This is a genomic window from Halomonas sp. LBP4 (assembly GCF_003202205.1).
GTDB lineage: Bacteria > Pseudomonadota > Gammaproteobacteria > Pseudomonadales > Halomonadaceae > Halomonas > Halomonas flagellata.
Map to the genome: position 1 here is coordinate 70,310 of NZ_PDOG01000004.1, position 23,393 is coordinate 93,702.

Annotated in this window: 23 protein-coding genes; 13 read left to right on the forward strand and 10 right to left on the reverse strand. The window is 67.5% G+C overall.

The features are described from left to right. The 5 genes from ntrC to glnA form a co-directional block, all read right to left on the reverse strand. On the reverse strand, positions 1-1,317 hold a 1,317-nt coding region (gene ntrC, locus CR157_RS13740; RefSeq protein ID WP_258364175.1), incomplete at its 3' end, for a nitrogen regulation protein NR(I). Next, on the reverse strand, positions 1,310-2,356 hold the full coding sequence (gene glnL / locus CR157_RS13745) for a nitrogen regulation protein NR(II) (RefSeq protein ID WP_110284105.1): 1,047 nt from the start codon (positions 2,354-2,356) through the stop codon (positions 1,310-1,312). The genes glnL and ntrC, both read right to left, overlap by 8 nt. Before the next feature lie 288 nt (positions 2,357-2,644). Next, positions 2,645-2,821 carry a hypothetical protein gene (locus CR157_RS22625; protein ID WP_181422067.1) on the reverse strand — a complete coding sequence of 59 codons (177 nt, stop codon included), beginning with the start codon at positions 2,819-2,821 and terminating at the stop codon, positions 2,645-2,647. Positions 2,822-2,914: 93 nt separating this feature from the next. Then, positions 2,915-3,493 (reverse strand): DUF4124 domain-containing protein, encoded by a 579-nt coding sequence (locus tag CR157_RS13750; protein WP_110284106.1) that lies wholly within the window; start codon positions 3,491-3,493, stop codon positions 2,915-2,917. Between the two features lie 178 nt (positions 3,494-3,671). After that, on the reverse strand, positions 3,672-5,078 hold the full coding sequence (gene glnA / locus CR157_RS13755) for a glutamate--ammonia ligase (RefSeq protein ID WP_110284107.1): 1,407 nt from the start codon (positions 5,076-5,078) through the stop codon (positions 3,672-3,674). A gap of 558 nt (positions 5,079-5,636) precedes the next feature. On the opposite strand from glnA, the gene CR157_RS13760 reads away from it, so the two are divergent. Continuing rightward, positions 5,637-6,176 carry a hypothetical protein gene (locus CR157_RS13760; RefSeq protein ID WP_110284108.1) on the forward strand — a complete coding sequence of 180 codons (540 nt, stop codon included), beginning with the start codon at positions 5,637-5,639 and terminating at the stop codon, positions 6,174-6,176. Positions 6,177-6,189: 13 nt separating this feature from the next. Here CR157_RS13760 and CR157_RS13765 read toward each other — a convergent pair whose 3' ends face one another. Further along, entirely contained in the window at positions 6,190-6,780 is a 591-nt protein-coding gene (locus CR157_RS13765; RefSeq protein ID WP_258364176.1) for a helix-turn-helix domain-containing protein, read from the reverse strand. 200 nt (positions 6,781-6,980) lie between these two features. On the opposite strand from CR157_RS13765, the gene tdh reads away from it, so the two are divergent. From tdh to CR157_RS13810, 9 genes are all read left to right on the forward strand, one after another. Continuing rightward, positions 6,981-8,006, forward strand: coding sequence for an L-threonine 3-dehydrogenase (gene tdh, locus CR157_RS13770; RefSeq protein WP_110284109.1), 1,026 nt, complete (start codon positions 6,981-6,983; stop codon positions 8,004-8,006). Positions 8,007-8,010: 4 nt separating this feature from the next. Continuing rightward, a complete protein-coding gene (gene kbl / locus CR157_RS13775; RefSeq protein WP_110284110.1) occupies positions 8,011-9,210 on the forward strand; it encodes a glycine C-acetyltransferase in 1,200 nt (399 codons plus the stop codon). Positions 9,211-9,404: 194 nt separating this feature from the next. Beyond that, entirely contained in the window at positions 9,405-11,231 is a 1,827-nt protein-coding gene (gene typA, locus CR157_RS13780) for a translational GTPase TypA (RefSeq protein ID WP_110284111.1), read from the forward strand. 191 nt (positions 11,232-11,422) lie between these two features. Then, positions 11,423-11,749, forward strand: coding sequence for a hypothetical protein (locus CR157_RS13785; RefSeq protein ID WP_110284112.1), 327 nt, complete (start codon positions 11,423-11,425; stop codon positions 11,747-11,749). Between the two features lie 180 nt (positions 11,750-11,929). Further along, complete coding sequence (locus tag CR157_RS13790) at positions 11,930-13,375, forward strand: sodium-dependent transporter (RefSeq protein ID WP_110284113.1); 1,446 nt, start codon at positions 11,930-11,932, stop codon at positions 13,373-13,375. 90 nt (positions 13,376-13,465) lie between these two features. Then, on the forward strand, positions 13,466-14,236 hold the full coding sequence (locus CR157_RS13795) for an ABC transporter ATP-binding protein (protein WP_110284114.1): 771 nt from the start codon (positions 13,466-13,468) through the stop codon (positions 14,234-14,236). Positions 14,237-14,317: 81 nt separating this feature from the next. Beyond that, the gene (locus CR157_RS13800; protein WP_110284115.1) at positions 14,318-15,022 is read left to right on the forward strand and encodes an ABC transporter ATP-binding protein; all 705 of its coding nucleotides are present in this window, start codon (positions 14,318-14,320) and stop codon (positions 15,020-15,022) included. 46 nt (positions 15,023-15,068) lie between these two features. Next, complete coding sequence (locus tag CR157_RS13805; RefSeq protein WP_110284116.1) at positions 15,069-16,076, forward strand: branched-chain amino acid ABC transporter permease; 1,008 nt, start codon at positions 15,069-15,071, stop codon at positions 16,074-16,076. Further along, complete coding sequence (locus tag CR157_RS13810; protein ID WP_110284117.1) at positions 16,073-17,371, forward strand: branched-chain amino acid ABC transporter permease; 1,299 nt, start codon at positions 16,073-16,075, stop codon at positions 17,369-17,371. The genes CR157_RS13805 and CR157_RS13810 overlap by 4 nt, the downstream gene beginning before the upstream one ends. An 80-nt stretch (positions 17,372-17,451) precedes the next feature. On the opposite strand, the gene CR157_RS13815 is transcribed toward CR157_RS13810, so the two are convergent. Next, the gene (locus tag CR157_RS13815) at positions 17,452-18,657 is read right to left on the reverse strand and encodes an ABC transporter substrate-binding protein (protein WP_373681020.1); all 1,206 of its coding nucleotides are present in this window, start codon (positions 18,655-18,657) and stop codon (positions 17,452-17,454) included. Positions 18,658-18,904: 247 nt separating this feature from the next. Here CR157_RS13815 and CR157_RS13820 point away from each other — a divergent pair, with 247 nt between their 5' ends. Both CR157_RS13820 and CR157_RS13825 read left to right on the forward strand, forming a co-directional pair. Continuing rightward, the gene (locus CR157_RS13820; RefSeq protein WP_110284574.1) at positions 18,905-19,663 is read left to right on the forward strand and encodes a dienelactone hydrolase family protein; all 759 of its coding nucleotides are present in this window, start codon (positions 18,905-18,907) and stop codon (positions 19,661-19,663) included. A gap of 1 nt (position 19,664) precedes the next feature. Then, complete coding sequence (locus CR157_RS13825; RefSeq protein WP_110284118.1) at positions 19,665-20,720, forward strand: C45 family autoproteolytic acyltransferase/hydolase; 1,056 nt, start codon at positions 19,665-19,667, stop codon at positions 20,718-20,720. A gap of 16 nt (positions 20,721-20,736) precedes the next feature. On the opposite strand, the gene CR157_RS13830 is transcribed toward CR157_RS13825, so the two are convergent. Beyond that, entirely contained in the window at positions 20,737-21,012 is a 276-nt protein-coding gene (locus tag CR157_RS13830) for a hypothetical protein (protein WP_110284119.1), read from the reverse strand. 26 nt (positions 21,013-21,038) lie between these two features. Between CR157_RS13830 and CR157_RS23225 the strand changes: the two genes are divergently transcribed. After that, a complete protein-coding gene (locus CR157_RS23225) occupies positions 21,039-21,263 on the forward strand; it encodes a DUF6746 family protein (RefSeq protein WP_110284120.1) in 225 nt (74 codons plus the stop codon). Positions 21,264-21,285: 22 nt separating this feature from the next. Here CR157_RS23225 and CR157_RS13840 read toward each other — a convergent pair whose 3' ends face one another. Both CR157_RS13840 and CR157_RS13845 read right to left on the reverse strand, forming a co-directional pair. Next, positions 21,286-21,876: a DUF4202 domain-containing protein gene (locus tag CR157_RS13840; protein ID WP_110284121.1), complete on the reverse strand. Its 591-nt coding sequence runs from the start codon at positions 21,874-21,876 to the stop codon at positions 21,286-21,288. Between the two features lie 77 nt (positions 21,877-21,953). Next, complete coding sequence (locus CR157_RS13845) at positions 21,954-22,775, reverse strand: CmcJ/NvfI family oxidoreductase (RefSeq protein ID WP_110284122.1); 822 nt, start codon at positions 22,773-22,775, stop codon at positions 21,954-21,956. Between the last annotated feature and the right edge of the window lie 618 nt (positions 22,776-23,393).

The following is a 23,393-nucleotide window of genomic DNA, read 5'->3' on the forward strand; positions in this document are numbered from 1 at the left end:
ACCGCCGGTGTGCTTGAGCGCCGTCTCGATCAGGATCTTCTCGAAATCCGGTACCGCTTCCTCGAGCAGATGGGTGTGGCCGGCGGCCAGCGCCCGGTCGGCCCAGTCGCGGAAGGCCGCGCGCCAGTCGCCGGTGGCGGCCTCGCCGCCACTGCCGTCGCGCAGCTCCGGCGGCAGGTCCTCGATCAACACTTCGCGCCCCGAGGCCATCACCGTCAGCCAGCGGCAGGTGTTCTCGAGCTGGCGCACGTTGCCCGGCCAGGGCAGCCGGGTCAGGTGCTCCTCGGCCTCGGCGGTCAGCACCTTGACGTCGGTCGAGAGTTCCTTGGCCGCCTCGGCCAGGAAGTGGCGCGCCAGCCGCGGGATATCCTCGCGCCTCTCGGCCAGCTTCGGCAGGTGCACCCGGATCACGTTGAGGCGGTGAAAGAGGTCCTCGCGGAAACGGCCGTCATCCACCAGCGTCTCCAGGTTCTGGTGGGTGGCGGCGATGATCCGCACGTCCACCTTCACCGGGGTATGGCCCCCGACCCGATAGAATTCGCCGTCGGCCAGCACCCGCAGCAGCCGGGTCTGGGTCTCGGCGGGCATGTCGCCGATCTCGTCGAGGAACAGGGTGCCGCCGTTGGCTTGCTCGAAGCGCCCCTGGCGCTGGGCGGTGGCACCGGTGAAGGCGCCCTTCTCGTGGCCGAACAGTTCGGACTCGATCAGGTCACGGGGAATCGCCGCCATGTTCAGCGCGATAAAGGGCTGTCCTCCCCGGGGACTGTGTTGGTGGAGGGCACGGGCGACGCGCTCCTTGCCGGTCCCCGACTCGCCATTGATCAGCACCGTGATATGGGAGTGCGACAGGCGGCCGATGGCGCGGAACACCTCCTGCATGGCCGGCGCCTCGCCGATGATCTCGGCGTCGAGCCCCTCGGGCACGCTGACCGGGCGCTTGCGCTCGCGGGCGTGGGCCACGGCGCGGCGTACCAGGGCCAGTGCCTCGTCGACGTCGAAGGGCTTGGGCAGGTACTCGAAGGCACCGCCCTGGTAGGAGGCGACGGCACTCTCGAGGTCGGAATGGGCGGTCATCACGATGACCGGCAGGTCGGGGTGGGCCTCGCGCACCCGCGACATCAGGTCCAGGCCATCGATGCCCGGCATGCGGATATCGGTGACCAGCACGTCGGGCGGGTCGTCGAGCAGCCGGCCGAGGGCGGTATCGGCGCGCTCGATGCACTCGACCTCCAGGTCGGGCTGGGCCAGGGCGCGCTCCAGCACCCAGCGAATGGCACGATCGTCGTCGACGATCACGACACGTGCGGCATCAGTCATGGCGCTTCTCCAGCGGAATCAGCAGTCGGAATTCGGTTCGGCCAGGCGAGGAGTCACACTCGATCAACCCCTGGTGCTGGTGCAGGATCGCCTGGGCGATGGACAGGCCCAGGCCGCTGCCGTCGGCCCGCCCCGAGACCATCGGGTAGAAGAGCGTCTCGCGCAGCGTTGCGGGAATGCCCGGGCCGTTGTCGATGATCCCCACCTCGCACACCAGCCGGTGGCGCTCGGCCCCCAGGGTGAACTGGCGACGGGCCCGGGTCCGCAGCACCAGCCGCGGCTCGGGGATGCCGGCCTCGGTCATCGCCTCCACGGCGTTGCGTGCCACGTTGAGCGCCGCCTGGATCATCTGCGACTCGTCGCCGGCGAGATCGGGCAGGCTGGGATCGTAGTCGCGCTCGATATGCACCCCAGACTGCTCGACGATCAGCAGCGAGCGTACTCGTTCCAGCACCTTGTGGATGTTCAGCGGCTCATGGCGGGCCACCCGGTTGGGGCCCAGCATGGAGTCCACCAGGTCGCGCAGGCGGTCGACCTCCTCGACGATGATATGGGTGAACTCCTTGAGCCCGGGATCGTCGAGGTCACGCTCCAGCAGTTGGGCGGCGCCGCGGATCCCGCCCAGGGGGTTCTTGACCTCGTGGGCCAGTCCGCGGGTCAGTACCTTGATGGTCTCCTGGCGGGTCATCAGGGCCTCCTCCCGGGAGATGCGCATCAAGCGGTCACGCGGCTCGATTTCCAGCAGCAGCTCGTCGGCGCTGAGTGGCGTGACCGTGTAGTCCACCGTGAGCGCCTCGCCACCGACCACCACCAGTCGCGCCTCGCGCTGGGTGAAGGGGTGGAACTCCTCGCGGGCCTTGTCGAGCACCTCGGCGATGCCGTCCTCACTGCCCACCACAGTGGTGAACGCGACGCCCTCGACCCGACTCAGGCTGACGGCCAGCAGGGCCTCGGCCGAGGGGTTCATCCAGCACAGGCGCAACCGGCCATCCAGCAACAGTACCGCCGTGGTCAGGTGCTCCATCAAGCGTTGATACATCGGGTCTTCTCGAATCATGGCGTTGTCCCGCTCACCGTCCGTGGAGGGGCTGTGACCTCTCGGCTCCCACCGCCCCGTCCGGACATGGCAAGGCGTGCTGCCCATAGCACTGCAAGAAGCGCGCCAGCACCGGAAAGAGCGTCCTGGCGCCGTTTCGGTGCCCTCATGCCCCCCTTTTGTGCACCAAAATAGTGCATTGAAGAAAGTGGCGCACGAAAGCGAGCCAGTGGATCGTCCCGCTGCACCAGCAACGGGAATGTTAGCCCAGGGCGGGCACCAGGGGGGCCGTCAGGGGTGATGGGGGTCGAAGCGTCGCTTGAATCGGCGCCTCCCTTTCGGTCCGTCGAGTTCGTCACGGGAGGGCGAACGGCGCTCGAGGCGACGCCTCTCGCGGCGCCGCTCCTCCCGGTCCAGGGACTGGAACTCCAGGTCGACACTGCGGCGAATCCGCTCGGCGCGATCCATGGGATCAAGGGGCCGCTCGTCACGCGTCACGTCACGACAGGGCCTCGGACTGCCGTCCGGGCACAACGGCCGGGGTGCCCGGCGAAGGGGCAGCTAATCGGGGCGGTTGGGATTCTGGGGCAGGTTGACGCTGGCCCGCTGCACGTAGAGGGTCACCGGCGGGGTACGATGGCGGACCTCGCCGTTGGCATCGAGCAGCTCGGCCTGCAGCACGTGCTCGCCGCGATCCAGGTTGGTGAGCATGAAGGCGCTGGTGTGCATGGCCGACTGACTGACCTGGCCATCCAGCAGCAGGCGCACCCGATGATCCTCGCGCAACTCGGGCTCGATGCCGAGCTCCACCTGCACATTGCCGGCATGGCCGGTCGGCAGCGTCTCCTCATGGGCCGGCGCGAGGATCCGGAAGCCGTCGTAGGGCATGAAGGGCTGCCCCGGCGAGGCGCTCACCGCCGCCGCACCGCTGCCCTCGACCCGCGGCACCGCCTGCTCCCGGCGCACCTCGCGGGAGGGCACCACGGTGAGCGGCGAGAGCTCGACCTCCTCGCCGCCGCGGTCCGGATTGTCGGTGAAGACCACATTGCCCTGGGCATCGGTGGTGCGGTAGATGGTCTGGGCCTGGGCCGCGAGACTCACCGCAAGCCCGAGCGCCAGTACCGCCAGTGCCTTGTTCATGCCTGCTCCCCCGCGTCGGTGCCGATGCCTTCCGGGAACACCGGCCCTGTCGCTCATCTGGTCTTGCCCACGTTGCTTCTTGGATAGTGTACGAAAGAAAGGGGTTCCGCCATGGCGGAACCCCTTTTCCCTTCGACGCACCGGGGCGCCGTGCTGGCCGGCCCCGCAGGGCCGGGAATCAGCAGCTGTAGTACATGTCGAACTCGACCGGATGGGTGGACATGCGGATACGCTCGACGTCTTCCATCTTGAGCTCGATGTAGGCGTCGATCATCTCGTCGGTGAAGACACCGCCCTCGGTGAGGAAGGCGCGATCGGCGTCCAGCGCCTCCAGCGCCTGGTCCAGGCCGCTGGCCACGGTCGGCACGGCCTTGCCCTCTTCCGGCGGCAGGTCGTAGAGGTTCTTGTCCATGGCATCGCCCGGATGGATCTTGTTCTTGATGCCGTCGATACCGGCCATCAGCATCGCCGCGAAGGCCAGGTAGGGGTTGGCGGTCGGATCCGGGAAGCGGCACTCGACGCGCTTGCCCTTGGGGCTGGCGGTATAGGGGATGCGGATGGAGGCGGAGCGGTTGCGGGCGCTGTAAGCCAGCATCACCGGCGCCTCGAAGCCCGGCACCAGCCGCTTGTAGGAGTTGGTGGAGGCGTTGGTGAAGGCGTTCAGGGCGCGGGCGTGCTTGATGATGCCGCCGATGTAGTAGAGCGCCATCTCGGAGAGACCCGCGTACTCGTCACCGGCGAACTGGTTGACGCCATCCTTCCAGAACGACTGGTGGACGTGCATGCCGCTGCCGTTGTCGCCGACCAGCGGCTTGGGCATGAAGGTGGCGGTCTTGCCATAGGCGTGGGCCACGTTGTGGACGACGTACTTCATCTCCTGAAGTTCGTCGGCCTTCTTCACCAGGGTGTTGAACTTGACGCCGATCTCGTTCTGGCCGGCGTTGGCCACCTCGTGGTGGTGCACCTCGACGCGCTGGCCGATGGCCTCCAGGGTGTTGCACATGGCACCGCGGATGTCGTGGAAGCTGTCCACCGGCGGGACCGGGAAGTAGCCGCCCTTGACGCGCGGACGGTGTGCCAGGTTGCCGCCCTCGATGGGACGGTCGGTGGACCAGGCACCCTCTTCCGAGGAGATCTTGTACATGGCGCCTTCGATGTCAGCCTTCCAGTGCACCTCGTCGAAGATGAAGAACTCGGGCTCCGGGCCGAAGAAGGCGGTATCGCCCAGGCCGCTGGACTGCAGGTAGGCCTCGGCGCGCTTGGCGATGGAGCGCGGGTCGCGGTCATAGCCCTGCATGGTGGCCGGCTCGATGATGTCGCAGCGCAGCACCAGGGTGGCGTCCTCGGTGAAGGGGTCGAGGAAGGCGGTGCCATCTTCCGGACGCAGGATCATGTCCGACTCGTTGATGCCCTTCCAGCCGGAAATCGAGGAGCCGTCGAACATCTGGCCGTTCTCGAAGAACTCCTCGTCGACGTCACGGGCCGGGATGGAGACGTGCTGCTCCTTGCCTTTGGTATCGGTGAAACGCAGATCGATCCACTTGACGTCATGTTCTTCGATCAGGGCGAGAGTCTTGGCAGGCATGTTGTCCTCCACTGTGAGCTTGGCTCGATATGTTGGGATGATGATCCACTGGCGCTGGTCGGCCCAGCGAGAGTTTTATCACGTCGCAGGCATCCTGCCCACGTCCGCCATGCGCGAACATGGCGCTGGCCAAATCAATGCAGGCGGCGTGCCATAATTGCACCAGCATGACGTGCCATCACGGCAACCACTTTATTTCATTGAATTTTCCCATGCGGCATGAAGCACTCTCCTGCACCATGCCGGCCGCATCTCGCCTGGGGAGGCTTCGCAAGGCCCCATCACGGCACCCTATTGGTGCACAAAGAAAGACCATTGCACAATAATGGCGCATGGCTGACGCCGGCCCGCGCTACGGCGGCCTTGCTGATAGCACGGCTCATGCCGTCACAGGGCAGACCTCCTCCTCGTGCCCCAGGAATTTCACCCGGGAAACGCATTGATACGCTTAACAACCAAAAACTACACTCAATTACACACAGGCACCGGTTCGGGAACGCCCGCGTTTCGGCCCCGGCGCCATGGCATGGTGTCCAGTCCAGCGGAGCGCACCCGAGCATGTTTGCTTGCAGCATTTTCCTCGATGCCCGCTCCACGGGCACTAGCCTCCCCAGGCGCCTGGCGGCGCTTCAGAGGCTGCTGCGGGGCCGGGACGGCCGTATCGAGCTGCTGCTGGTCGACGACACCGCCGACCCGCGACTCCCCAGGCTCGCCAATCGCTTCGGTGTCCGCCTGCTACCCTGCGCGAACGAGCCACTGGGCGGCCGCCTCAACGCCGCGGTGGCACGCAGCCAGGGGACGGTGCTGATCTTTCCCGCGCCGACCCTGCCCATCCCTACCGACTGGCTCGCCGTGGTCGTCGACGGGGTCGAGCATCGCGCCTGGGATGTCATGGTCCTGCCCTCGGGGTCCCGCGGCCCGGCCACCCGGCTGTGGCAATGGCTGCGCCGCGCACCTCCTGCCGACACCCTGTGCGTGGTACGGGAGTGGTTCGACCGCATCGGCGGCTTCGACCCCTCGCTGGACACAAGGGCCCTCCCCGAGCTGCTGGAGCGACTGCGCGCCTGCCAGGCCCGGGTCCACTCCCGGTTCCGCTGAGGCCGCCCGGCCATCACTGATAGGTCACGACCAGAAAGCCTACCAGCTCCTCGTCACTGATGTTCTCGATGGTGTGCTCCAGGTCGGCGTGGTAGTGGGCGGAATCGCCGGGACCCAGGACACAGCGATTGTCGCCGGCCTGCACCCGGGCGCTGCCCCGGGTGACGGTCAGGAGCTCGCGGGTCCCCTCGAAGTGCGGCGCACTGTGCAGGCGGGCACGCGGGGCGAGGCACAGCTCGTAGAACTCCACGCTCTTCTCCAGGTGCAGGGGGGAAAGCGTGCGGATCCGACACTCCTGGTCGTCGCGAAACATCTGGCTGGCATCGTCACGGCGCACGATCTCGATCCGGGAGGCGGTCCAGGGCTGATCCACCAGTTCGCCGATGTTCAGGCCAAAGGCCTGGGCAATGCGCAGGGTCACCGCCAGGGTGGGGTTGGCCCGGCCACGTTCGATCTGGCTGAGCATCGAGCGGCTGACCCCCGAGGCGGCCGCCAGTTGCTCCAGGGTCAGATTGCGCTTCTTGCGCAGCTCGATCACGCGACTCGACAGCACCTGGCTGCCCACATCGCCGTGCTGATCCCGACTGACTGTTCTACCGTTCAAGCAAGGCACCTCGTTGTCATGCGGCAAGGTCTCGTGTCCACCAGGCCCGCTTCCTTCACGGCACTAATCCACTATGTGAGAAAAAACTCTTGTATGGTGGAACCGTTCTGCAATACTGGATAATGTTCTTGCATACTAAACGCCTTGCGACAGATTGCCAGGGCCCCGATACAACCACGCACAGGCAAGGGGATAGGGTCATGAAAGCACTGGTCAAGCGAGAGGCCGCGCCGGGCCTATGGCTGGAGGAGGTTCCCGACCCCGAGGTCGGCATCAATGATGTCCTGATCCGGGTGAAGCGCACCGCCATCTGCGGAACCGACATGCACATCTATCACTGGGACGGCTGGGCCCGGAAGACCATTCCCGTGCCGATGGTCGTCGGTCACGAGTTCGTCGGCGAGATCGTCGCGGTCGGCTCCAACGTCAATGACTTCCATCCCGGCCAGATCGTCTCCGGCGAGGGCCACGTGGTCTGCGGCCGCTGCCGCAACTGCCTGGCCGGCCGGCGCCACCTCTGCGCCCATACCAGCGGCATCGGGGTGAACCGGCCCGGTGCCTTCGCCGAGTACGTGGCCCTGCCCATGTCCAACGTCTGGGAGCACCGGCCGGGCATCGACCTCGACGTGGCGGCGCTGTTCGACCCGCTGGGCAATGCCGTGCATACCGCCCTGCAGTACGACCTGCTCGGCGAGGACGTGCTGATCACCGGCGCGGGGCCCATCGGCGCCATGGCCGCGGCGGTCTGCCGTCACGCCGGAGCGCGCCACGTGGTGATCACCGACCTCAATCCCGGGCGCCTGGCCCTGGCCGCCCGCCTGGGCGCCACGCGCACCGTCGACGTGCGCCGCGAGAGCCTGGCCGAGGTGCAGCGCGACCTGGGCCTCCACGAGGGCTTCGATGTGGGGCTCGAGATGTCCGGCAACCCCGACGCCTTCCGCGACATGCTGGCCAACATGTGCCACGGCGGCAGGGTGGCGCTGCTCGGCATTCCCAGCGAGGAGATGGCCATCGACTGGAACACCGTGATCTTCAACATGCTGACGCTGAAGGGGATCTACGGCCGCGAGATGTACGAGACCTGGTACAAGATGTCGGTGATGGTCGACTCCGGGCTCGACATCTCGCCGGTGATCACCCATCGGCTCCCCTACACCGACTTCCAGCAGGGCTTCGATGCCATGCACGCCGGCGAGGCCAGCAAGGTCGTCCTCAATTGGGAGTAACACCATGTACGGCAACTTTCAGCACCACCTGCGCGGCGAGCTCGACGCCATCGAGTCGGCCGGGCTCTACAAGCACGAGCGCCAGCTGACCACCCCCCAGGGGGCCCGTGTCGGCATCCAGGAGGGCCGCGAGGTGCTCAACCTCTGCGCCAACAACTATCTCGGCCTGGCCCAGCATCCGGCGGTCAATGCCGCCGCCGCGGAGGGCCTCGCACAGTGGGGCTACGGCATGGCCTCGGTGCGCTTCATCTGCGGCACCCAGACCCTGCACAAGCAACTGGAGCAGCGGCTGAGCGAGTTCCTCGGCACCGAGGACACCATCCTCTACCCCTCCTGCTTCGACGCCAACGGCGGGCTGTTCGAGACCCTGCTGGGTGCCGAGGACGCCGTCATCTCCGACGAGCTCAACCATGCCAGCATCATCGACGGCATCCGGCTGAGCAAGGCGCGGCGCTACCGCTACCGCAACAGCGACATGGCCGACCTCGAGGCCCAGCTCCAGGCCGCCGACCGGGACGGCGCCCGCTTCAAGCTGATCACCACCGACGGCGTCTTCTCCATGGACGGCTACATCGCCAGGCTCGACGAGATCTGCGACCTGGCCGAGCGCCATGGTGCCCTGGTGCACTTCGACGACTGCCACGCTACCGGCTTCCTCGGCGCCGGCGGGCGCGGCACTCACGAGCGCCTGGGCTGCATGGACCGGGTGGACATCACCACCGGCACCCTGGGCAAGGCCCTGGGCGGCGCCAGCGGCGGTTACACCAGCGGCAGGCGCGAGGTGATCGAGCTGCTGCGCCAGCGCTCGCGCCCCTACCTGTTCTCCAACACCGTCGCACCGCCGGTGGTGGCCGGTGCCCTGAAGGCGCTGGAGCTGGCCGCCGGATCCGGCGAGCTGCGCACGCGGCTCAAGGACAACACCGCCTTCTTCCGAGCCGGCCTGGAATCCCTGGGGTTCACCCTGCTCCCCGGCGAGCACCCCATCGTGCCGGTGATGCTGAACGATGCCGCCGTCGCCGGCCGGTTCGCCGAGGCCATGCTCGAGGAGGGCATCTACGTCACCGCCTTCTCCTACCCCGTGGTGCCGAAGGGCAAGGCCCGCATCCGTACCCAGCTGTCGGCGGCCTTCGAGCGCGACGACCTGGAATTCGCCCTGGCGGCCTTCGGCCGGGTGAAGCGGCGCCTGGCCATCGACGGGGGCTGATCCGCCACGCCCCGCCCGCCACCGTGGAGGCGGGTGGGGCGATTTTCCGTCGGAGCGCCATTTCCGGCCGTCGCCAAGCCATTGAATTCCCGCACCGGGGCCCTCGTCTCGTGGGATAACCGCCGACAGTGCTGGTAGGGGCCACCGCCCTGGCTTTATAATGCGTCCCCACTTTTTCCCAGCAGGATCGCGTCGTGATCGAGAAACTTCGCAACATTGCCATCATCGCCCACGTCGACCACGGCAAGACCACTCTGGTCGACAAGCTGCTCAGCCAGTCCGGCACCCTGGACCGCAAGGCCGAGGGGCAGGAGCGCATCATGGACTCCAATGATCAGGAAAAGGAACGCGGCATCACCATCCTGTCGAAGAACACCGCGATCCGCTGGGAAGATGCCTCCGGTACCCCCTATCACATCAATATCGTCGATACTCCGGGACACGCCGACTTCGGTGGCGAGGTCGAGCGCGTGATGTCGATGGTCGACTCGGTACTGCTGCTGGTCGACGCCGTCGACGGCCCCATGCCGCAGACCCGCTTCGTCACCCAGAAGGCCTTCGACCAGGGCCTCAAGCCGATCGTGGTGGTCAACAAGATCGACCGCCCCGGTGCCCGCCCCGACTGGGTCATCGACCAGATCTTCGACCTGTTCGACAACCTCGGCGCCACCGATGAGCAGCTCGACTTCCCGATCATCTACTGCTCGGCCCTCAACGGCATCGCCGGCATGGACCCCGAGGAGCTGGCCGACGACATGACCCCCATGTTCCAGGCCATCGTCGACATCGTCGAGCCGCCCGAGGTCGAGCTCGACGGCCCCTTCCAGATGCAGATCTCGGCCCTGGACTACAACAGCTACGTCGGCGTCATCGGCCTGGGCCGCATCAAGCGCGGCGCGGTCAGGCCCAACCAGCAGGTCGTGATCGTGGATCCCGACGGCAAGACCCGCAAGGGCAAGGTCGGCCAGGTGATGACCCACCTGGGCCTGGAGCGGGTGCAGACCGACGAGGCCACCGCCGGCGACATCATCTGCATCACCGGCATCGACGACCTGTCGATCTCCGACACCCTCTGCGACCCGGCCGCCGTCGAGGCGCTGCCGCCGCTGTCGGTCGACGAGCCGACCGTCTCCATGACCTTCCAGGTCAACGATTCGCCCTTCGCCGGCAAGGACGGCAAGTTCGTCACCAGCCGCAACATCAAGGATCGCCTCGAGCAGGAGCTGATCCACAACGTGGCGCTGCGCGTCGAGCAGGGCGAGACCCCGGAGAAGTTCAAGGTCTCCGGCCGCGGCGAACTGCACCTCTCGGTGCTGATCGAGACCATGCGTCGCGAGGGCTTCGAGCTGGCCGTGGGTCGCCCCGAGGTGATCATCAAGGAGATCGACGGGGTCAAGCAGGAGCCCTACGAAGAAGTCATCATCGACTGCGAGGAGCAGCACCAGGGCGCCATCATGGAGGAGCTCGGCTACCGCAAGGGCGAGCTGACCAACATGAACCCCGACGGCAAGGGCCGGGTGCGCCTGGACTTCATGATCCCCGCCCGCGGCCTGATCGGCTTCCGCGGCCAGTTCATGACCCTGACCTCCGGCACCGGCATCCTCACCAGCCGCTTCGACCACTACGGCCCGCTCAAGCCCGACGCCTCCATCGAGCGTCGCAACGGCGTGCTGGTCTCCATGGTGCCCGGCAAGGCGCTGGCCTACGCCCTCTACGCCCTGCAGGAGCGCGGCAAGCTGATCATCGACCACGCCACCGAGGTCTACGAGGGCATGCTGGTGGGCATCAACAACCGCGCCAACGACATGGTGGTCAACCCCACCAAGGGCAAGAAGCTCGACAACATGCGCGCCTCGGGCAACGACGAGAACATCGTGCTGACGCCGCCGGTGAAGTTCACCCTGGAGCAGGCGATCGAGTTCCTCGACGACGACGAACTGGTCGAGGTCACCCCCAACCACATCCGCCTGCGCAAGAAGCATCTCACCGAGAACGAGCGCAAGCGCGCCAGCAAGAAGTAATCGCTGACCGGCATCAGGCCGCCTTTCCCGAACCGACCCCCGAAAGTTGGACACTGGTCCAACCGTAGGGGGTTTTGGTTGTTTGGCACCCGCCCGCGACGGCCCACCTTGGCATTCCCGGCCACTCGGCTAGGCTCAGGGAAGCGGGGGCGGCATGCCCCCGCACCATGTCCAGCAGAGGAGACCGCGTCATGCACAAGCACGTCGATTGGGACGATCCGGGCGCCGATAGCGTGATACGCCACTTCGAACGGGACCCCGCGGGCTACGCCGCCCCGGGGCCCGGCGACATCCTCTCGGCGCGCCACGAGGGGGCCACCGTGCGGGTCAGGGTCGAGGCCTACGTCGAAGGCACCAGCATCGGCGAGGTGGTGGCGCTGATCTCGGCCGACAACGGCCGGCGCATGAAGTCCCACGGCAAGCTCGCCCTGGGCGACACCGTGCGCCTGCCCGACGCCAGCCGGGCCCTGGAGCCGCAACGCGACCCCCGCGAAGACGACAGCGAAGCGCGGGGCTGATCCAGCGGGACGATACCATAGCGTGTCCTTAACGCACCCTAAACGATCGCCCACTAGTCAGGCAGCGGGGTAATGACGCAAAGTTGGCGCCTGCGTCGGGACATGCCCCAACGCTGCACACTCCGGCCCACCAGGCCGACCCGAGGCCCACAAGGCCGATCAGGAACACCCGGAACCTTCATGAGCACGCACAACGTCTGGACACACAAGGGCACCTTCCTGCTGGCCGCCGTCGGCTCGGCGGTGGGGCTCGGCAACCTGTGGCGCTTCCCCTATCTCACCGGCGAGAACGGCGGCGGTGCCTTCATCCTGGTCTATGCCCTGACCATCTTCGCCGTGGGCATCCCGATCCTGATCGCCGAGACCATGCTCGGTCGGGCCAGTCGCCGCAGCCCGATCATGGGCATGCGCCACCTGACCCGGACCCACCACGCCTCGCGGGCCTGGGAGTCGATCGGCTGGCTGGGCGCCTCCTCGGCCTTCCTGATCCTCAGTTTCTATTCGGTGATCGCCGGCTGGGCGATCCACTATACCTGGCAGATGCTCACCGGCTCGCTCACCGGCGCCGATGCCGAGACCATCGGGGCCGGCTTCGACGCCCTGCTCGCCTCACCAGGCCTGCTGACCCTCTACCACACCCTCTTCATCATCGCCTCCGGCCTCATCGTCGGCATGGGCATCCACCGGGGCATCGAGAGCAGCCTGCGCATCATGATGCCGTCACTGTTCGTGATCCTGCTGGTGGTACTCGCCTACGGCATCGCCAACGGCGATATCGGGGCCGCGGCCAGCTTCCTGTTCACCTTCAACCTCGCCGACCTGAGCCTCGAGGGCTGGCTGCAGGCCATGGGGCAGTCGTTCTTCACCCTGAGTCTCGGCATGGGCGCGATCATGGCCTACGGCGCCTACATGTCCAGCGAGGCCTCGCTGACCCGCACCGCCATCGCCATCGCCGTCGTCGACACCGCCGTGGCCATGGTCGCCGGCCTGGCGATTTTCTCGCTGGTGTTCGGTGCCGGCCTGGGCCCGGGCCAGGGCCCCGGCCTGATGTTCGTCACCCTGCCCCTGGCCTTCGCCGAGATGCCCTTCGGCGCGCTGATCGGCGGGGTCTTCTTCATCCTGGTGCTGGGAGCGGCCATCAGCTCCTCGATCTCGCTGATCGAACCGGTAGCCGCCTTCCTGGTCGAGCGCTTCGACCTGACCCGCCCCCAGGCCGTAACCCTCATGGTGGTGGCCAGCTGGGCGCTGGGCCTGCTCACCGTCACCAGCTTCAACGTCTGGGCCGAGGGTACCCTCTTCCACGCCCTGTTCGGCCGCAGCGCCTTCGACCTCATCGAACTGCTGACCAACATCTTCATGCCGCTGGGCGGCCTGCTGATCGCCCTGTTCGCCGGCTGGGCCCTGACCCACTCCGAGGTGATGAAGGAGATGCGCACGAGCGAGGCCTGGTTCACCGTCTGGCGCTTCCTGGTGCGCTTCGTCGCCCCGGCCGCGGTGGCCTTCGTCTTCCTGCGCAGCATCCCGCAGGTGGAGGGCTACCTGATCCCGACCATCGGCGCCCTGGTGATCGTCGGCGCCTTCGCCGCCGGCCGCACCTTCCTGGTGGAGCCTAGCCAGGAGCCGTGAGCCGTCTCGCCTGCGGTACGACAGCGGCGCCCGGGTAGCGCCTCCGGGCGCGCCACACAACAGCCGCACACAACAACAATGGAACGGGACATGGCAGCCATCATCGACGTTCGACACGTCCACAAGGCGTTCGGTGGCCTCAAGGTCATCGACGACTGCTCGATCCGGGTGGAAGAGGGCTCGATCACCGGGCTGATCGGCCCCAACGGGGCCGGCAAGTCCACCCTGTTCAACATCATCGCCGGCGCCCTGCCGCTGGACAACGGCCAGGTGCTGTTCGACGGCGAGGACATCACCGGCCTGCCCGCCAACACCCTCTTCCACCAGGGGCTGCTGCGCACCTTCCAGATCGCCCACGAGTTCTCCCAGTTGACGGCGCTGGAGAACCTGATGATGGTGCCGTCCCATCAGGCCGGCGAGAACCTGTTCCATGCCTGGTTCAAACCCGGCCTGGTGCGTCGGCAGGAGGCCGAGGTGCGCCGCAAGGCCCTCGAGGTGATCGACTTCATCGGCCTGCACCAGGTGCGCAACGAGCTCGCCGGCAACCTCTCCGGCGGCCAGAAGAAGCTCCTCGAGCTCGGCCGCACCATGATGACCGACGCCCGGGTGGTGCTGCTCGACGAGATCGGCGCCGGGGTCAACCGCACCCTGCTCGGCGACCTGATGAGCAACATCGAGCGCCTCAACCGCGAACTCGGCTACACCTTCCTGGTGATCGAGCACGACATGGCCATGATCGCCCGGCTCTGCGACCCGGTGATCGTGCTGGCCCAGGGCAGCGTCCTGGTCGAGGGCACCATCGACGAGGTTCGCAACGACCCCCGGGTCATCGAGGCCTACTTTGGCTCCAACGTCGCCTGAGGGCGCCGGCGCCGCCTGAGGGCCTCCGCAACGCGATCACCCCGGGCACCAACAAGACAGTCATTGCGCAGGGAACCATCGATGCCACTACTCGAAGCGCGCGAAGTGCACTGCGGCTACGGCGCCATGAACATCCTCCACGGGGTGGACATGGCGATCGAGGCCGACGAGATCGGCGTGATCGTCGGCCCCAACGGGGCCGGCAAGTCGACCATGCTCAAGGCCGTGTTCGGCCTGCTCACCGTCAGCCAGGGCGAGATCCGGCTGCGCGGCGAGCCGATCCACAACCTGGCGCCCAACCGGCTGGTACAGAAGGGCATGGGCTTCATCCCCCAGGAGCACAACGTCTTCCCGAGCCTGACGGTGCAGGAGAACCTGGAGATGGGCGCCTACCTCAAGCCCGAGAACGTCAAGCGCATGTTGACGCAGGTCTACGAGCTCTTCCCCCCGCTCCAGGACAAGCGCCACCAGCCCGCCGGCGAACTCTCCGGCGGCCAGCGCCAGATGGTCGCCATGGGCCGGGCGCTGATGGCCGAGCCCAGCCTGCTGCTGCTCGACGAGCCCACCGCCGGCCTCTCGCCGCTCTACATGAACGAGATCTTCGAACGGGTGAAGACGATCAACGCCGCCGGGGTCGGCATCCTGATGGTGGAGCAGAACGCCAAGCAGGCGCTGGCCATCGCCGACAAGGGCTTCGTGCTGGCCGCCGGCCAGAACCGCTTCACCGACACCGGTGCCGCCCTGCTGGCCGACCCCGAGGTCGCCAGAAGCTTCCTGGGCGGCTGAGCCGCCTCGCTCGCGCCCTCCTGGCCTAACCCGCGGAGAACACGCCTTGAACGAACTGGTCTTCTTCATCAACAACGTGGTGGTGGCCGGCAGCGTGACCGGCTCGATCTACGCCATCGGCGCCGTCGGCGTGACGCTGGTGTTCAGCATCATGCGCTTCGCCCACTTCGCCCATGCCGACATGATGACCTTCGGTGCCTCCATGGTGCTGCTGCTGACCCTGGCCTTTCCCGGCGCCGGGAGCGCCGTGGGGCTGCCCACCGCCGTCGTCATGCTGCCGCTGGCCATCGTGCTCACCGCCGCCCTGGCGGTCGGCATCGACCACGCCTTCTACAAGCCGCTGCGCGCCCATGGGGTCAAACCCATCGTCATGGTGATCGCCTCGCTGGGCGTGGCACTGATGCTCCAGGGGGTGATCCGGCTGTTCGCCGGCACCGGCGGCCGGAACCTCTACATCGCCGAACGCAAGGAGATCTACCGGATCGACCTGCCCTTCGAGACCGTCACCCGCCCGGTGGTCGTTACCGAACCCCAGGTGATCCTCTTCGTGCTGACCATCGCCGCGGTGGTGGGGCTGCACCTCTTCCTCAGCCGCTCGCGGCTGGGCAAGGCGATGCGCGCCATGTCCGACAACCCCGATCTGGCCCAGGCCTCCGGCATCAACACCCACACCATCGTGGCGGTGACCTGGGTGATCGCCGGCGGCCTGGCCGCCATCGCCGGCACCCTGCTGTCGCTGGACGTGACCTTCAAGCCCGACCTGAGCTTCTTCCTGCTGCTGCCGATCTTCGCCGCGGCCATCGTCGGCGGCGTGGGCCACCCCTTTGGTGCCATCGCCGGTGGCTTCGTGGTCGGCTTCGCCGAGACGCTCGCGGTGTTCAACTGGACGGTGCTGCTGCGCCCCCTTCAGCAGCACTTCCCCGAGTGGCTGGAACTGCCGCGCAGCCTGGCCTTCGTCGGCACCGAGTACAAGATCGTGGTGCCCTTCTTCATCCTGGTCGCCATCCTGGTATGGCGCCCTACCGGACTCTTCAAGGGCAAGGTGATCACATGACCGACACGACCCGATCCCAGCCCCCCGTCCGGCGCTTCCCGCGGCGCGAGGTGCTCCTGTTCGCCGCCCTGCTGGTGGCCGTGCTGGGCGTCTATGCCGTGATGGGCGTCGCCTACAGTACCCGCATGCTGGTGGAAGCCGCCTGCTACGCCATCCTGGCGCTGGGGCTGACCATCCAGTGGGGCTATGCCGGCCAGTTCAACGCCGGGGTAATGGGCTTCGTCGCCCTGGGCGGTTTCAGCGCCATGTTCTTCAGCGTACCGGTCAACGACGCCTTCTGGGACAGCGAGCTGCCCGGCGAACTCGGCCTGGCGCTGCTCTACCTGCTCGGTGCCGCCCTGGTGGTCTATGGCGCCACCAAGCTCGACCGCCTGGGGGTGCCGAAGCGACTGCGCACGGTGATCGCCGTGGCATTGGCGGTAGTGCTCTACCTGATGGTGATCAGCGTGCTGCGCGGGGTCACCGACGAGATCGAGTCGCGCGCCGGCTTCATCGGCGGCCTGGGCCTGCCGGCCTGGACCGGCTGGATCGTCGGCGGGATGCTGGCCGGCGGCATCGGCTACTTCATCGGTCATATCTGCCTGGGGCTGCGCAGTGACTACCTGGCCATCGCCACCCTGGGCATCGCCGAGATCATCAAGGCCTTCCTCAAGAATTCCGACTGGCTGACCCGCGGCACCGCCACCGTCTCGCCGTTGCCCTGGCCGACACCCGGAGCCGGCGACCTCGGCTTCGTGGTGTCCCGCTCACTCTATCTGTCGGTCACGGCGGTGATGATCGCGGCGATCTTCTTCCTGCTGCACCGCGCCTATCACGCCCCCTGGGGCCGCATGATCCGCGCCATCCGCGACAACGAGGTCTCCGCCGCGGCCATGGGCAAGGACATCAACCGTCGCCGCCTGGAGATCTTCGTGCTGGGCTGCATCCTGATGGGCATCGGCGGGGCGGCGCTGACCAGTTTCAACGGCATCTTCGACCCCCAGGGCTTCCTGCCGCTGAACCACACCTTCCTGGTGCTGGTGATGGTGATCCTCGGCGGGCCGGGCAACAACCTGGGCACCATCTTCGGTGCCGTGGCGGTCTACCTCATCTGGATCATGTCCGAGCCCTTGGCGCTGCTGCTGATGCACCTGGCCGTCAGCTTCGGCGAAGGCGTCTTCGGCTGGGAGGCGCCCAGCCATCTGGAAAGCCGCGCCCTGCAGGCCCGGGTGTTCGTGATCGGCCTGCTGATCACCCTGGTACTGCGCTTCGCGCCCAAGGGGATGCTGCCGGAGAAGGTCAAGCACCACGGCTGACCCCTGTCGACACCCGGCCAGGCAAAGGCCCCGGCGGTTGCCCGCCGGGGCCTGCATCTTCACGCCTCGGGCAGCGGGAATCAGAGATCCACGAAGCCCCTGCCGACGAAGGCACCACCCTCGACCGCCATCTCGACCACCACGCCCGGCACGTCGCCGTTCTCGTCGAACTCGTGGCTGCCGGAGGCGCCCTCGTAGTTGATCTCGGTGCCGGCGGCAATCAGCTCCACGGCCTTCTCCCACTCGCCGGGCAGGATCACCTCGCCGGGGGCGGAAGAGACGCTGCGCAGCGCCTCGGAGAGCCCCTCGCGCTCGGCGCTGCCGTTCTGCTCGATGGCCAGGGCCAGCAGGAAGGCGGCGTCGTAGGCCTGGGCGGCGAATACCGCGCTGGGGTCGAAGCCGGCTGCCTGGGCGGCCTCGTTGAAGATCTCGGTCCCCGGCAGGTCGGGGCTGCCCGGGCGGGTGGCGATCATGCCCTCGAGCACGTCGGCCCCCACGGCCTCGATCAGGCCCTCGCCGACCATGCCGTCGCCGCCCACGTACTGGGTGAACATGCCGCCCTCGTAGGCCTGGCGCAACACCGTCTGGCCGGACGTATCGGCATAGGCCAGCACCACCAGGGTCTCGACACCGGAGGCCGACAGCGAGCCGAGCTCGGAGCGGTAGTCGGCCCGGTTGTCCTCGTGGGCCAGGTTCTCGGCCACCAGGCCGCCATTGGCCTCGAAGGCCTCGGCGAAGGCATCCGCCAGGCCGCGGCCATAGTCGTTGTTGACGTAGGTGACCGCCACCTCGTCGATGCCCTTCTCCAGCAGCAGCTTGGCCAGCATCTCGCCCTGGAAGGCGTCCGAGGGCACGGTGCGGAACACCAGGTCGTTGTCGTCCAGCTCGCTCACCGCCGGGGCCGTGGAGGCCGGCGAGACCATGGTCACGCCGCCGGGAATGGCCGCGTTATTGGCCGCGGCGATGGTGGCGCCGGTGCACAGCGCCCCGACGATGGCGGTGACCTGTTCGGAATTGACCATGCGGTCCGCCGCGTTGGAGGCCGCCGAGGCATCGCTGCAGGTGGTGTCACCGCTGGGGATCACCAGCTCCTGGCCGCCCAGGATGCCGCCCTGCTCGTTGACGTGTCGCACCGCCAGTTGGGCGCCATCGAAGATCGGCGGCGTCAGGCTCTCGATCCCCCCGGTGAACCCGCCCAGGAAACCGATCTTCACCTCGGCATGGGCGGCTCCGGCCAGGGCCAGGGCGGAGGCCGCCACCGCCATCGACAGTACGTTCTTCTTCATGATTGTCGTTCCCCTTCGTATGACTGCGTGCGCGATTGGCATCGTTATAGCTTCACGACCTAAATCTGGAAGGCAACGGCCCAAAACACAAGCCCGCGCTGCCAACGTTGGGCATCGCCGGTGCGCAGCCAACCGCCCGAGCGGCCCCACCGTCTCCGGCCCTGCCACCCTGTCGGACGACTGGCCGCGCCGGTTGCCTATACTGAGAGGCTGGATCCCCGCCCATTCGACAGGAGCCCCCATGCCCATGCGCCCCCGGACCGCTTCCGCCGTGCTGCTGGCCACCCTCGGCCTGGCCGCCAATGCCCATGCCTTCACGCCTGCCGGCGACGACGTCCTCTACGATGTCGGCGATGAGGCCTTCGAGGGCTATCTCGCCGCCGCCGAAGGCGAGGCACGCGGCACCGTGTTGATCGTTCACGACTGGGATGGCCTGGGGGACTACGAGCGCCAGCGCGCCGACATGCTCGCCGAGCAGGGCTATGACGCCTTCGCCGTCGACCTCTTCGGCCAGGGCAACCGCCCGGCGACCACCGAGGCCCGCCAGGCCGCCACCCGTGCCCTCTACGAGGACCGCGAACGCATGCGCACCCTGACCCTGGCCGGCCTGGCCGAGGCCCGCAACCAGGGAGCCGCCGAGACCACCGTGGTGATCGGCTACTGCTTCGGCGGCGCCGTGGCCCTGGAGATCGCCCGCTCCAGCGAGGCCGAGGGTGTGGCCGGCTACACCAGTTTCCATGGGGGGCTGGGCACCCCGGAGGGCCAGGCATGGCCCGAGGAGGTCCCGCCGCTGCTGATCGCCCACGGCGGTGCCGACAGCGCCGTGCCCATGAGCGATGTCGCCACCCTGACCGAGGAGCTCGAGGCCGCCGGCGCCACCTACGAGATCCAGGTCTACTCGGGCGCCCCCCACGGCTTCACGGAATTCGGCAGCGACCGCTACCAGGAACGCGCCGACGAGAAGTCCTGGGCCGCCTTCCTCGAGTTCCTCGACGAGGTGCTGTGACATGCGCCTGACCGAACTGACCGGCAGCCGCCACGCGATCGGCGAGGCCCACGGCCTGGCCCATGCCCGGCTCATCCACCGCAGCATCGAGGTCTACGACCGGCTGTTCCTCGACTTCGTCGGCATCCGCTGGAAGGAGGCCCGGGAGGAGGCCGACCGCTTCGCCGCCATGATCGAGCGCGGCTTCCCCGAGATCCTCGACGAGATGGCGGGCATCGCCCGCGGCGCCGGGGTCGACCTCGCCGACATCCTCACCCTCAACTGCCGCAGCGAGATCTCGCTGACCCGGGCCAGCGGCGGCTGCTCTGCCTTCGCCCTGCAACGCGCCGGCCAGCAATGGCTGGCCCAGAACTGGGACTGGCGCACCGACCAGCTGCACAACGTCGTGGCGCTGAAGATCACCGGCGAGCAGGCCGCCCCGCTGCTCAGCATCGGCGAGGCCGGCATGGTGGCCAAGATCGGCATGAACGCCCACGGCATCGGCGTCTGCCTCAATGCCATCCGCTCCCGGACCTGTGGCCAGGGCCTGCCGATCCATGTCGCCCTGCGCAAGATCCTGGAGAGCCCCGACCTGGAAAGCGCCGTGGCCGTGGCTACCCGCGACCGGGTCTGCTCCCCCGCCCACTTCCTGATCGCCAGCGCCGACGGCCAGGCCGCCGGCCTCGAGGTCCACCCCGGCGAGCCCGGCCGGCTGGCCCCCGAACACGGCATGGTCACCCACACCAACCACCTCTACGCCCGGGCCGCCACCTGCCAGGTCGAGGACTTCCCGCGCCCCGACTCCCGCCCACGCCTGGCGAGGCTCGACCGGCTACTGCGCGACCAAATGCCCGACCACGTCGAGGTCGACGAAGCCGCCCTGTTCGACATCCTCAGTGACCACCACGACGCCCCGCTGTCGATCTGCCGCCACTTCAACCCCGACCAGCCACCGGAGGAGCGCATGGAGACGCTGTTCGCCGTGGTCATGAACCTCAGCGAACGCCGCCTCACCCTGCGCCACGGCAAGCCCTGCGAGACCACCGATATCCTGAGCGTGACCCTCGACCCCGCCTAGCTCGGCGCCGGCACGCCTAGCGCCCTGCCTGCCGCCAGCGCCAGGCGCCCAGCGCCGGCGCCTCGTCCAGCTCACCCTTGAGGTACTGCTCGGTGGTCAGCAGGAACAGGCGGCGGAAGAGGTCATGGATCGCCTCCTCGCGCCTGAACTGCAGCAGCTCGAGTTCCTCCTCCGAGAGGTGGGGGTCGCGACGGGGGTACTCCCAGGCCACCCGCACGGAGCCCGAGCTGGCATCGCAGATCTGCAGGGTCGGGTTGGAGCCCTTGAGTCCGGTACTGATGCGGTACGGCATGCTTTCCTCCTTGATCATCCCTGCAAATGATAACAATTATCATTTGCAATGATCAATCTAGGCGCCATGCCGCGCCCTGTCAAATCCTGCGCCAAGTCAACGAGAACGCCCTCGAGAAGATCAACGAAGAGACGGCCGAGATGGCCATTACCCTGGAAGAGGTCCACCTGGGCTCGGAAACCGGCGACGTCGAGCGCGTGCGCGCCAACGGCGAGACCTACCTCGACGCCGCCCAGACGCTGGTGAAGTGAGCTGCCCCGCGGCGGCGGCCTATCAGCCCGCCAGGGCCTCCTCGACCAACGAGCGCGCCTCGGGGGCCATGGGTAGCCCCAGCGCCAGCTCGTGGGCCCGCGGCGACATCTTCTTCCAGGTCTTCTGCACGATGCGGATCAGGTGGTCATGCTCCACCTGTTTCGAGAAATCGGCGAAGTAGTTCTCCAGGAACACCAGGCAGGCGCAGTCCTCCACCGCCTGGGTGCCCTCGTCGCGCCCCAGGCCCTGCTTGCGGATCATCTGCGCCACCCGCTCGGCCTGCTCGGCCGCGTAGCCGGCCTCCTCCATCAGCCGCGCCGTGGTCTCGCCGGCCCGCTTGCCCTGGTCGCGTCGCCAGGTGAGATAGCCCACCCGGCCCTCGGGGTAGTCGCCGCGCGGCACCTGCCAGCGCTGCAGGTGCTGCGCCCGCACCGCCAGCTGCACCAGCTCGTCCGGGGCATCCACCAGCTGCTCGAGCCAGGCACTCATCCGCCGGCCATGCCACAGCTCCAGCGGCAGCGACTCGCCATCGACCTCGACACGGCGCGGGTCCTCCGCGTGCAGGGCATCGATGGCGGCGAGGGTCTTGTCGAAGGGGGTCTCGGGGGTCATGGCACGGTTCCTTGCGATGATGGGCCTTGGTCAGAGGGTAACAGGATCGGGGCGGCCCACGCCCGGGTGGCGGGAGCCTAACCGAAGAAGGCCAGGGTGCGGACCTCGATACTCTCGCGCGGCGGGGCGCCCGGCGGCGTGTTGGGGTCCTGGAAGGCGGTATGGGGGGTGAAGCGGGCACGGCCGTCGCGACGCGAGTCATACCCCTTGATCAGCAAGGCTTCGTCACGGCGCATGTCGGGAAAATAGTACCAGCGTTGGTGCGGATGGTAGGCCAGGTGGTAGATCTCACCGAGGCGATCCGGGTAGACCAGATCGGTGGCCAGCAGGTCGCCGGGGTCGAGCGTCGAGGCGTCCAGCAAGGCCAGCGGCGAGCGCTTCACGGGCCCGCGTATCGGGCGCCACAGGTTGATCTGGGCCACCGGCACCGCTTCCAGGGCGGCGGCCTCGTCCCGCCCCAGCACGTCGCGGATACGCTCGGGCCCCGAGCGCTCGGTGTAGTCGTTATGCACACGGCAGGCCGGGCCGCGAATATCGCGCTGCTCGGCGTCGCTGCGCCGGGTGTGATCGAAGATGACGACCCGGCTCGCGCCGGTCAGCTCCTTGATCAAGGCCTCGACCTCGGCATAGTAGGCGGTTTCGACCGTCGCATCGTCGTAGAGGTCGTCGACCGCCGTCTCCCGCTGGTGAAGCTCGAACCCCTGCGTGTCCAGGGACAAGCCGTCCGCCAACGGACGACCGTTGTATAGCGTGACCTCGCGCGCCTCCTGCTCGGCAAAATAGTGCGGCTCACTGTCACCGGTCAGCGCCTCGGTATGCACGTAGGGTTTCGCATCGCGCTTGACCAGATAGGTGAGTGTCGCGGTGACGCTGGCGGGCATGTCGGTCGTGCGCTGCATGTAATTGCCTCCCGGTCGGTTGGCCGCCTCCGGTGTGATGTCACCGTGGCGGCGCGGTAGCTTGCCTGTCGGTTCCGTCCCTATCAGGTATATGGCTTCGAGCGGGCGCTTTCAAATGCGCCCGGAGGTGCATGGCCCCGACGGGAACGAGCGGACACGGCTCGGTGACATGCGGCGCGTTGTTATCCCGAAGCTCGTGAGGATCAGGATGTGGTCCAGAGGCATCCCAGGAACATAGCGGAAAAATCAGATGGTTGTGGCCGTCTTGGAGATAAGCACCGGCGCGGGTGACCTGCGGGGTCAGACCCCGGCGGTGTCGAATCCGCTCGCTAAGCGCACGATGATGGGCCAATCACTCGGCCGGGGTCTGACCCCGCAGGGACATCCTCGGCGCCTTTTTCGGCGAACATGCCGCCATCGTCGAGATATTCGTGGGTAGCCCCAGGATTAGACTCTCTGCATTACCGGCTGGCCGTCTGGTTGAGCCCCGCGCCTGCGGGGACTGGGCCTGACGGATCCCCAGGAGTCTTACTAAAAAAATCAGCGTGTTGAGGGTGTTATGGCGGTGAACTGCCAGCGCTGGGAGGCCCTATGGGGTCAGACCCCGGCGGTGTCGAA

Coding starts and splice junctions, on each gene's coding strand:
- CR157_RS13830 (WP_110284119.1), bottom strand. CDS start 21,012: ATGCCGTACCGCATCAGTACCGGACTCAAGGGCTCCAACCCGACCCTG.
- CR157_RS13800 (WP_110284115.1), top strand. CDS start 14,318: ATGCCACTACTCGAAGCGCGCGAAGTGCACTGCGGCTACGGCGCCATG.
- CR157_RS13760 (WP_110284108.1), top strand. CDS start 5,637: ATGTTTGCTTGCAGCATTTTCCTCGATGCCCGCTCCACGGGCACTAGC.
- CR157_RS13785 (WP_110284112.1), top strand. CDS start 11,423: ATGCACAAGCACGTCGATTGGGACGATCCGGGCGCCGATAGCGTGATA.
- CR157_RS13790 (WP_110284113.1), top strand. CDS start 11,930: ATGAGCACGCACAACGTCTGGACACACAAGGGCACCTTCCTGCTGGCC.
- glnA (WP_110284107.1), bottom strand. CDS start 5,078: ATGCCTGCCAAGACTCTCGCCCTGATCGAAGAACATGACGTCAAGTGG.
- CR157_RS13825 (WP_110284118.1), top strand. CDS start 19,665: ATGCGCCTGACCGAACTGACCGGCAGCCGCCACGCGATCGGCGAGGCC.
- CR157_RS13810 (WP_110284117.1), top strand. CDS start 16,073: ATGACCGACACGACCCGATCCCAGCCCCCCGTCCGGCGCTTCCCGCGG.
- CR157_RS13845 (WP_110284122.1), bottom strand. CDS start 22,775: ATGCAGCGCACGACCGACATGCCCGCCAGCGTCACCGCGACACTCACC.
- glnL (WP_110284105.1), bottom strand. CDS start 2,356: ATGTATCAACGCTTGATGGAGCACCTGACCACGGCGGTACTGTTGCTG.
- CR157_RS13795 (WP_110284114.1), top strand. CDS start 13,466: ATGGCAGCCATCATCGACGTTCGACACGTCCACAAGGCGTTCGGTGGC.
- CR157_RS23225 (WP_110284120.1), top strand. CDS start 21,039: ATGATAACAATTATCATTTGCAATGATCAATCTAGGCGCCATGCCGCG.
- kbl (WP_110284110.1), top strand. CDS start 8,011: ATGTACGGCAACTTTCAGCACCACCTGCGCGGCGAGCTCGACGCCATC.
- CR157_RS13750 (WP_110284106.1), bottom strand. CDS start 3,493: ATGAACAAGGCACTGGCGGTACTGGCGCTCGGGCTTGCGGTGAGTCTC.
- CR157_RS22625 (WP_181422067.1), bottom strand. CDS start 2,821: ATGGATCGCGCCGAGCGGATTCGCCGCAGTGTCGACCTGGAGTTCCAG.
- CR157_RS13840 (WP_110284121.1), bottom strand. CDS start 21,876: ATGACCCCCGAGACCCCCTTCGACAAGACCCTCGCCGCCATCGATGCC.
- CR157_RS13815 (WP_373681020.1), bottom strand. CDS start 18,657: ATGAAGAAGAACGTACTGTCGATGGCGGTGGCGGCCTCCGCCCTGGCC.
- tdh (WP_110284109.1), top strand. CDS start 6,981: ATGAAAGCACTGGTCAAGCGAGAGGCCGCGCCGGGCCTATGGCTGGAG.
- CR157_RS13820 (WP_110284574.1), top strand. CDS start 18,905: ATGCGCCCCCGGACCGCTTCCGCCGTGCTGCTGGCCACCCTCGGCCTG.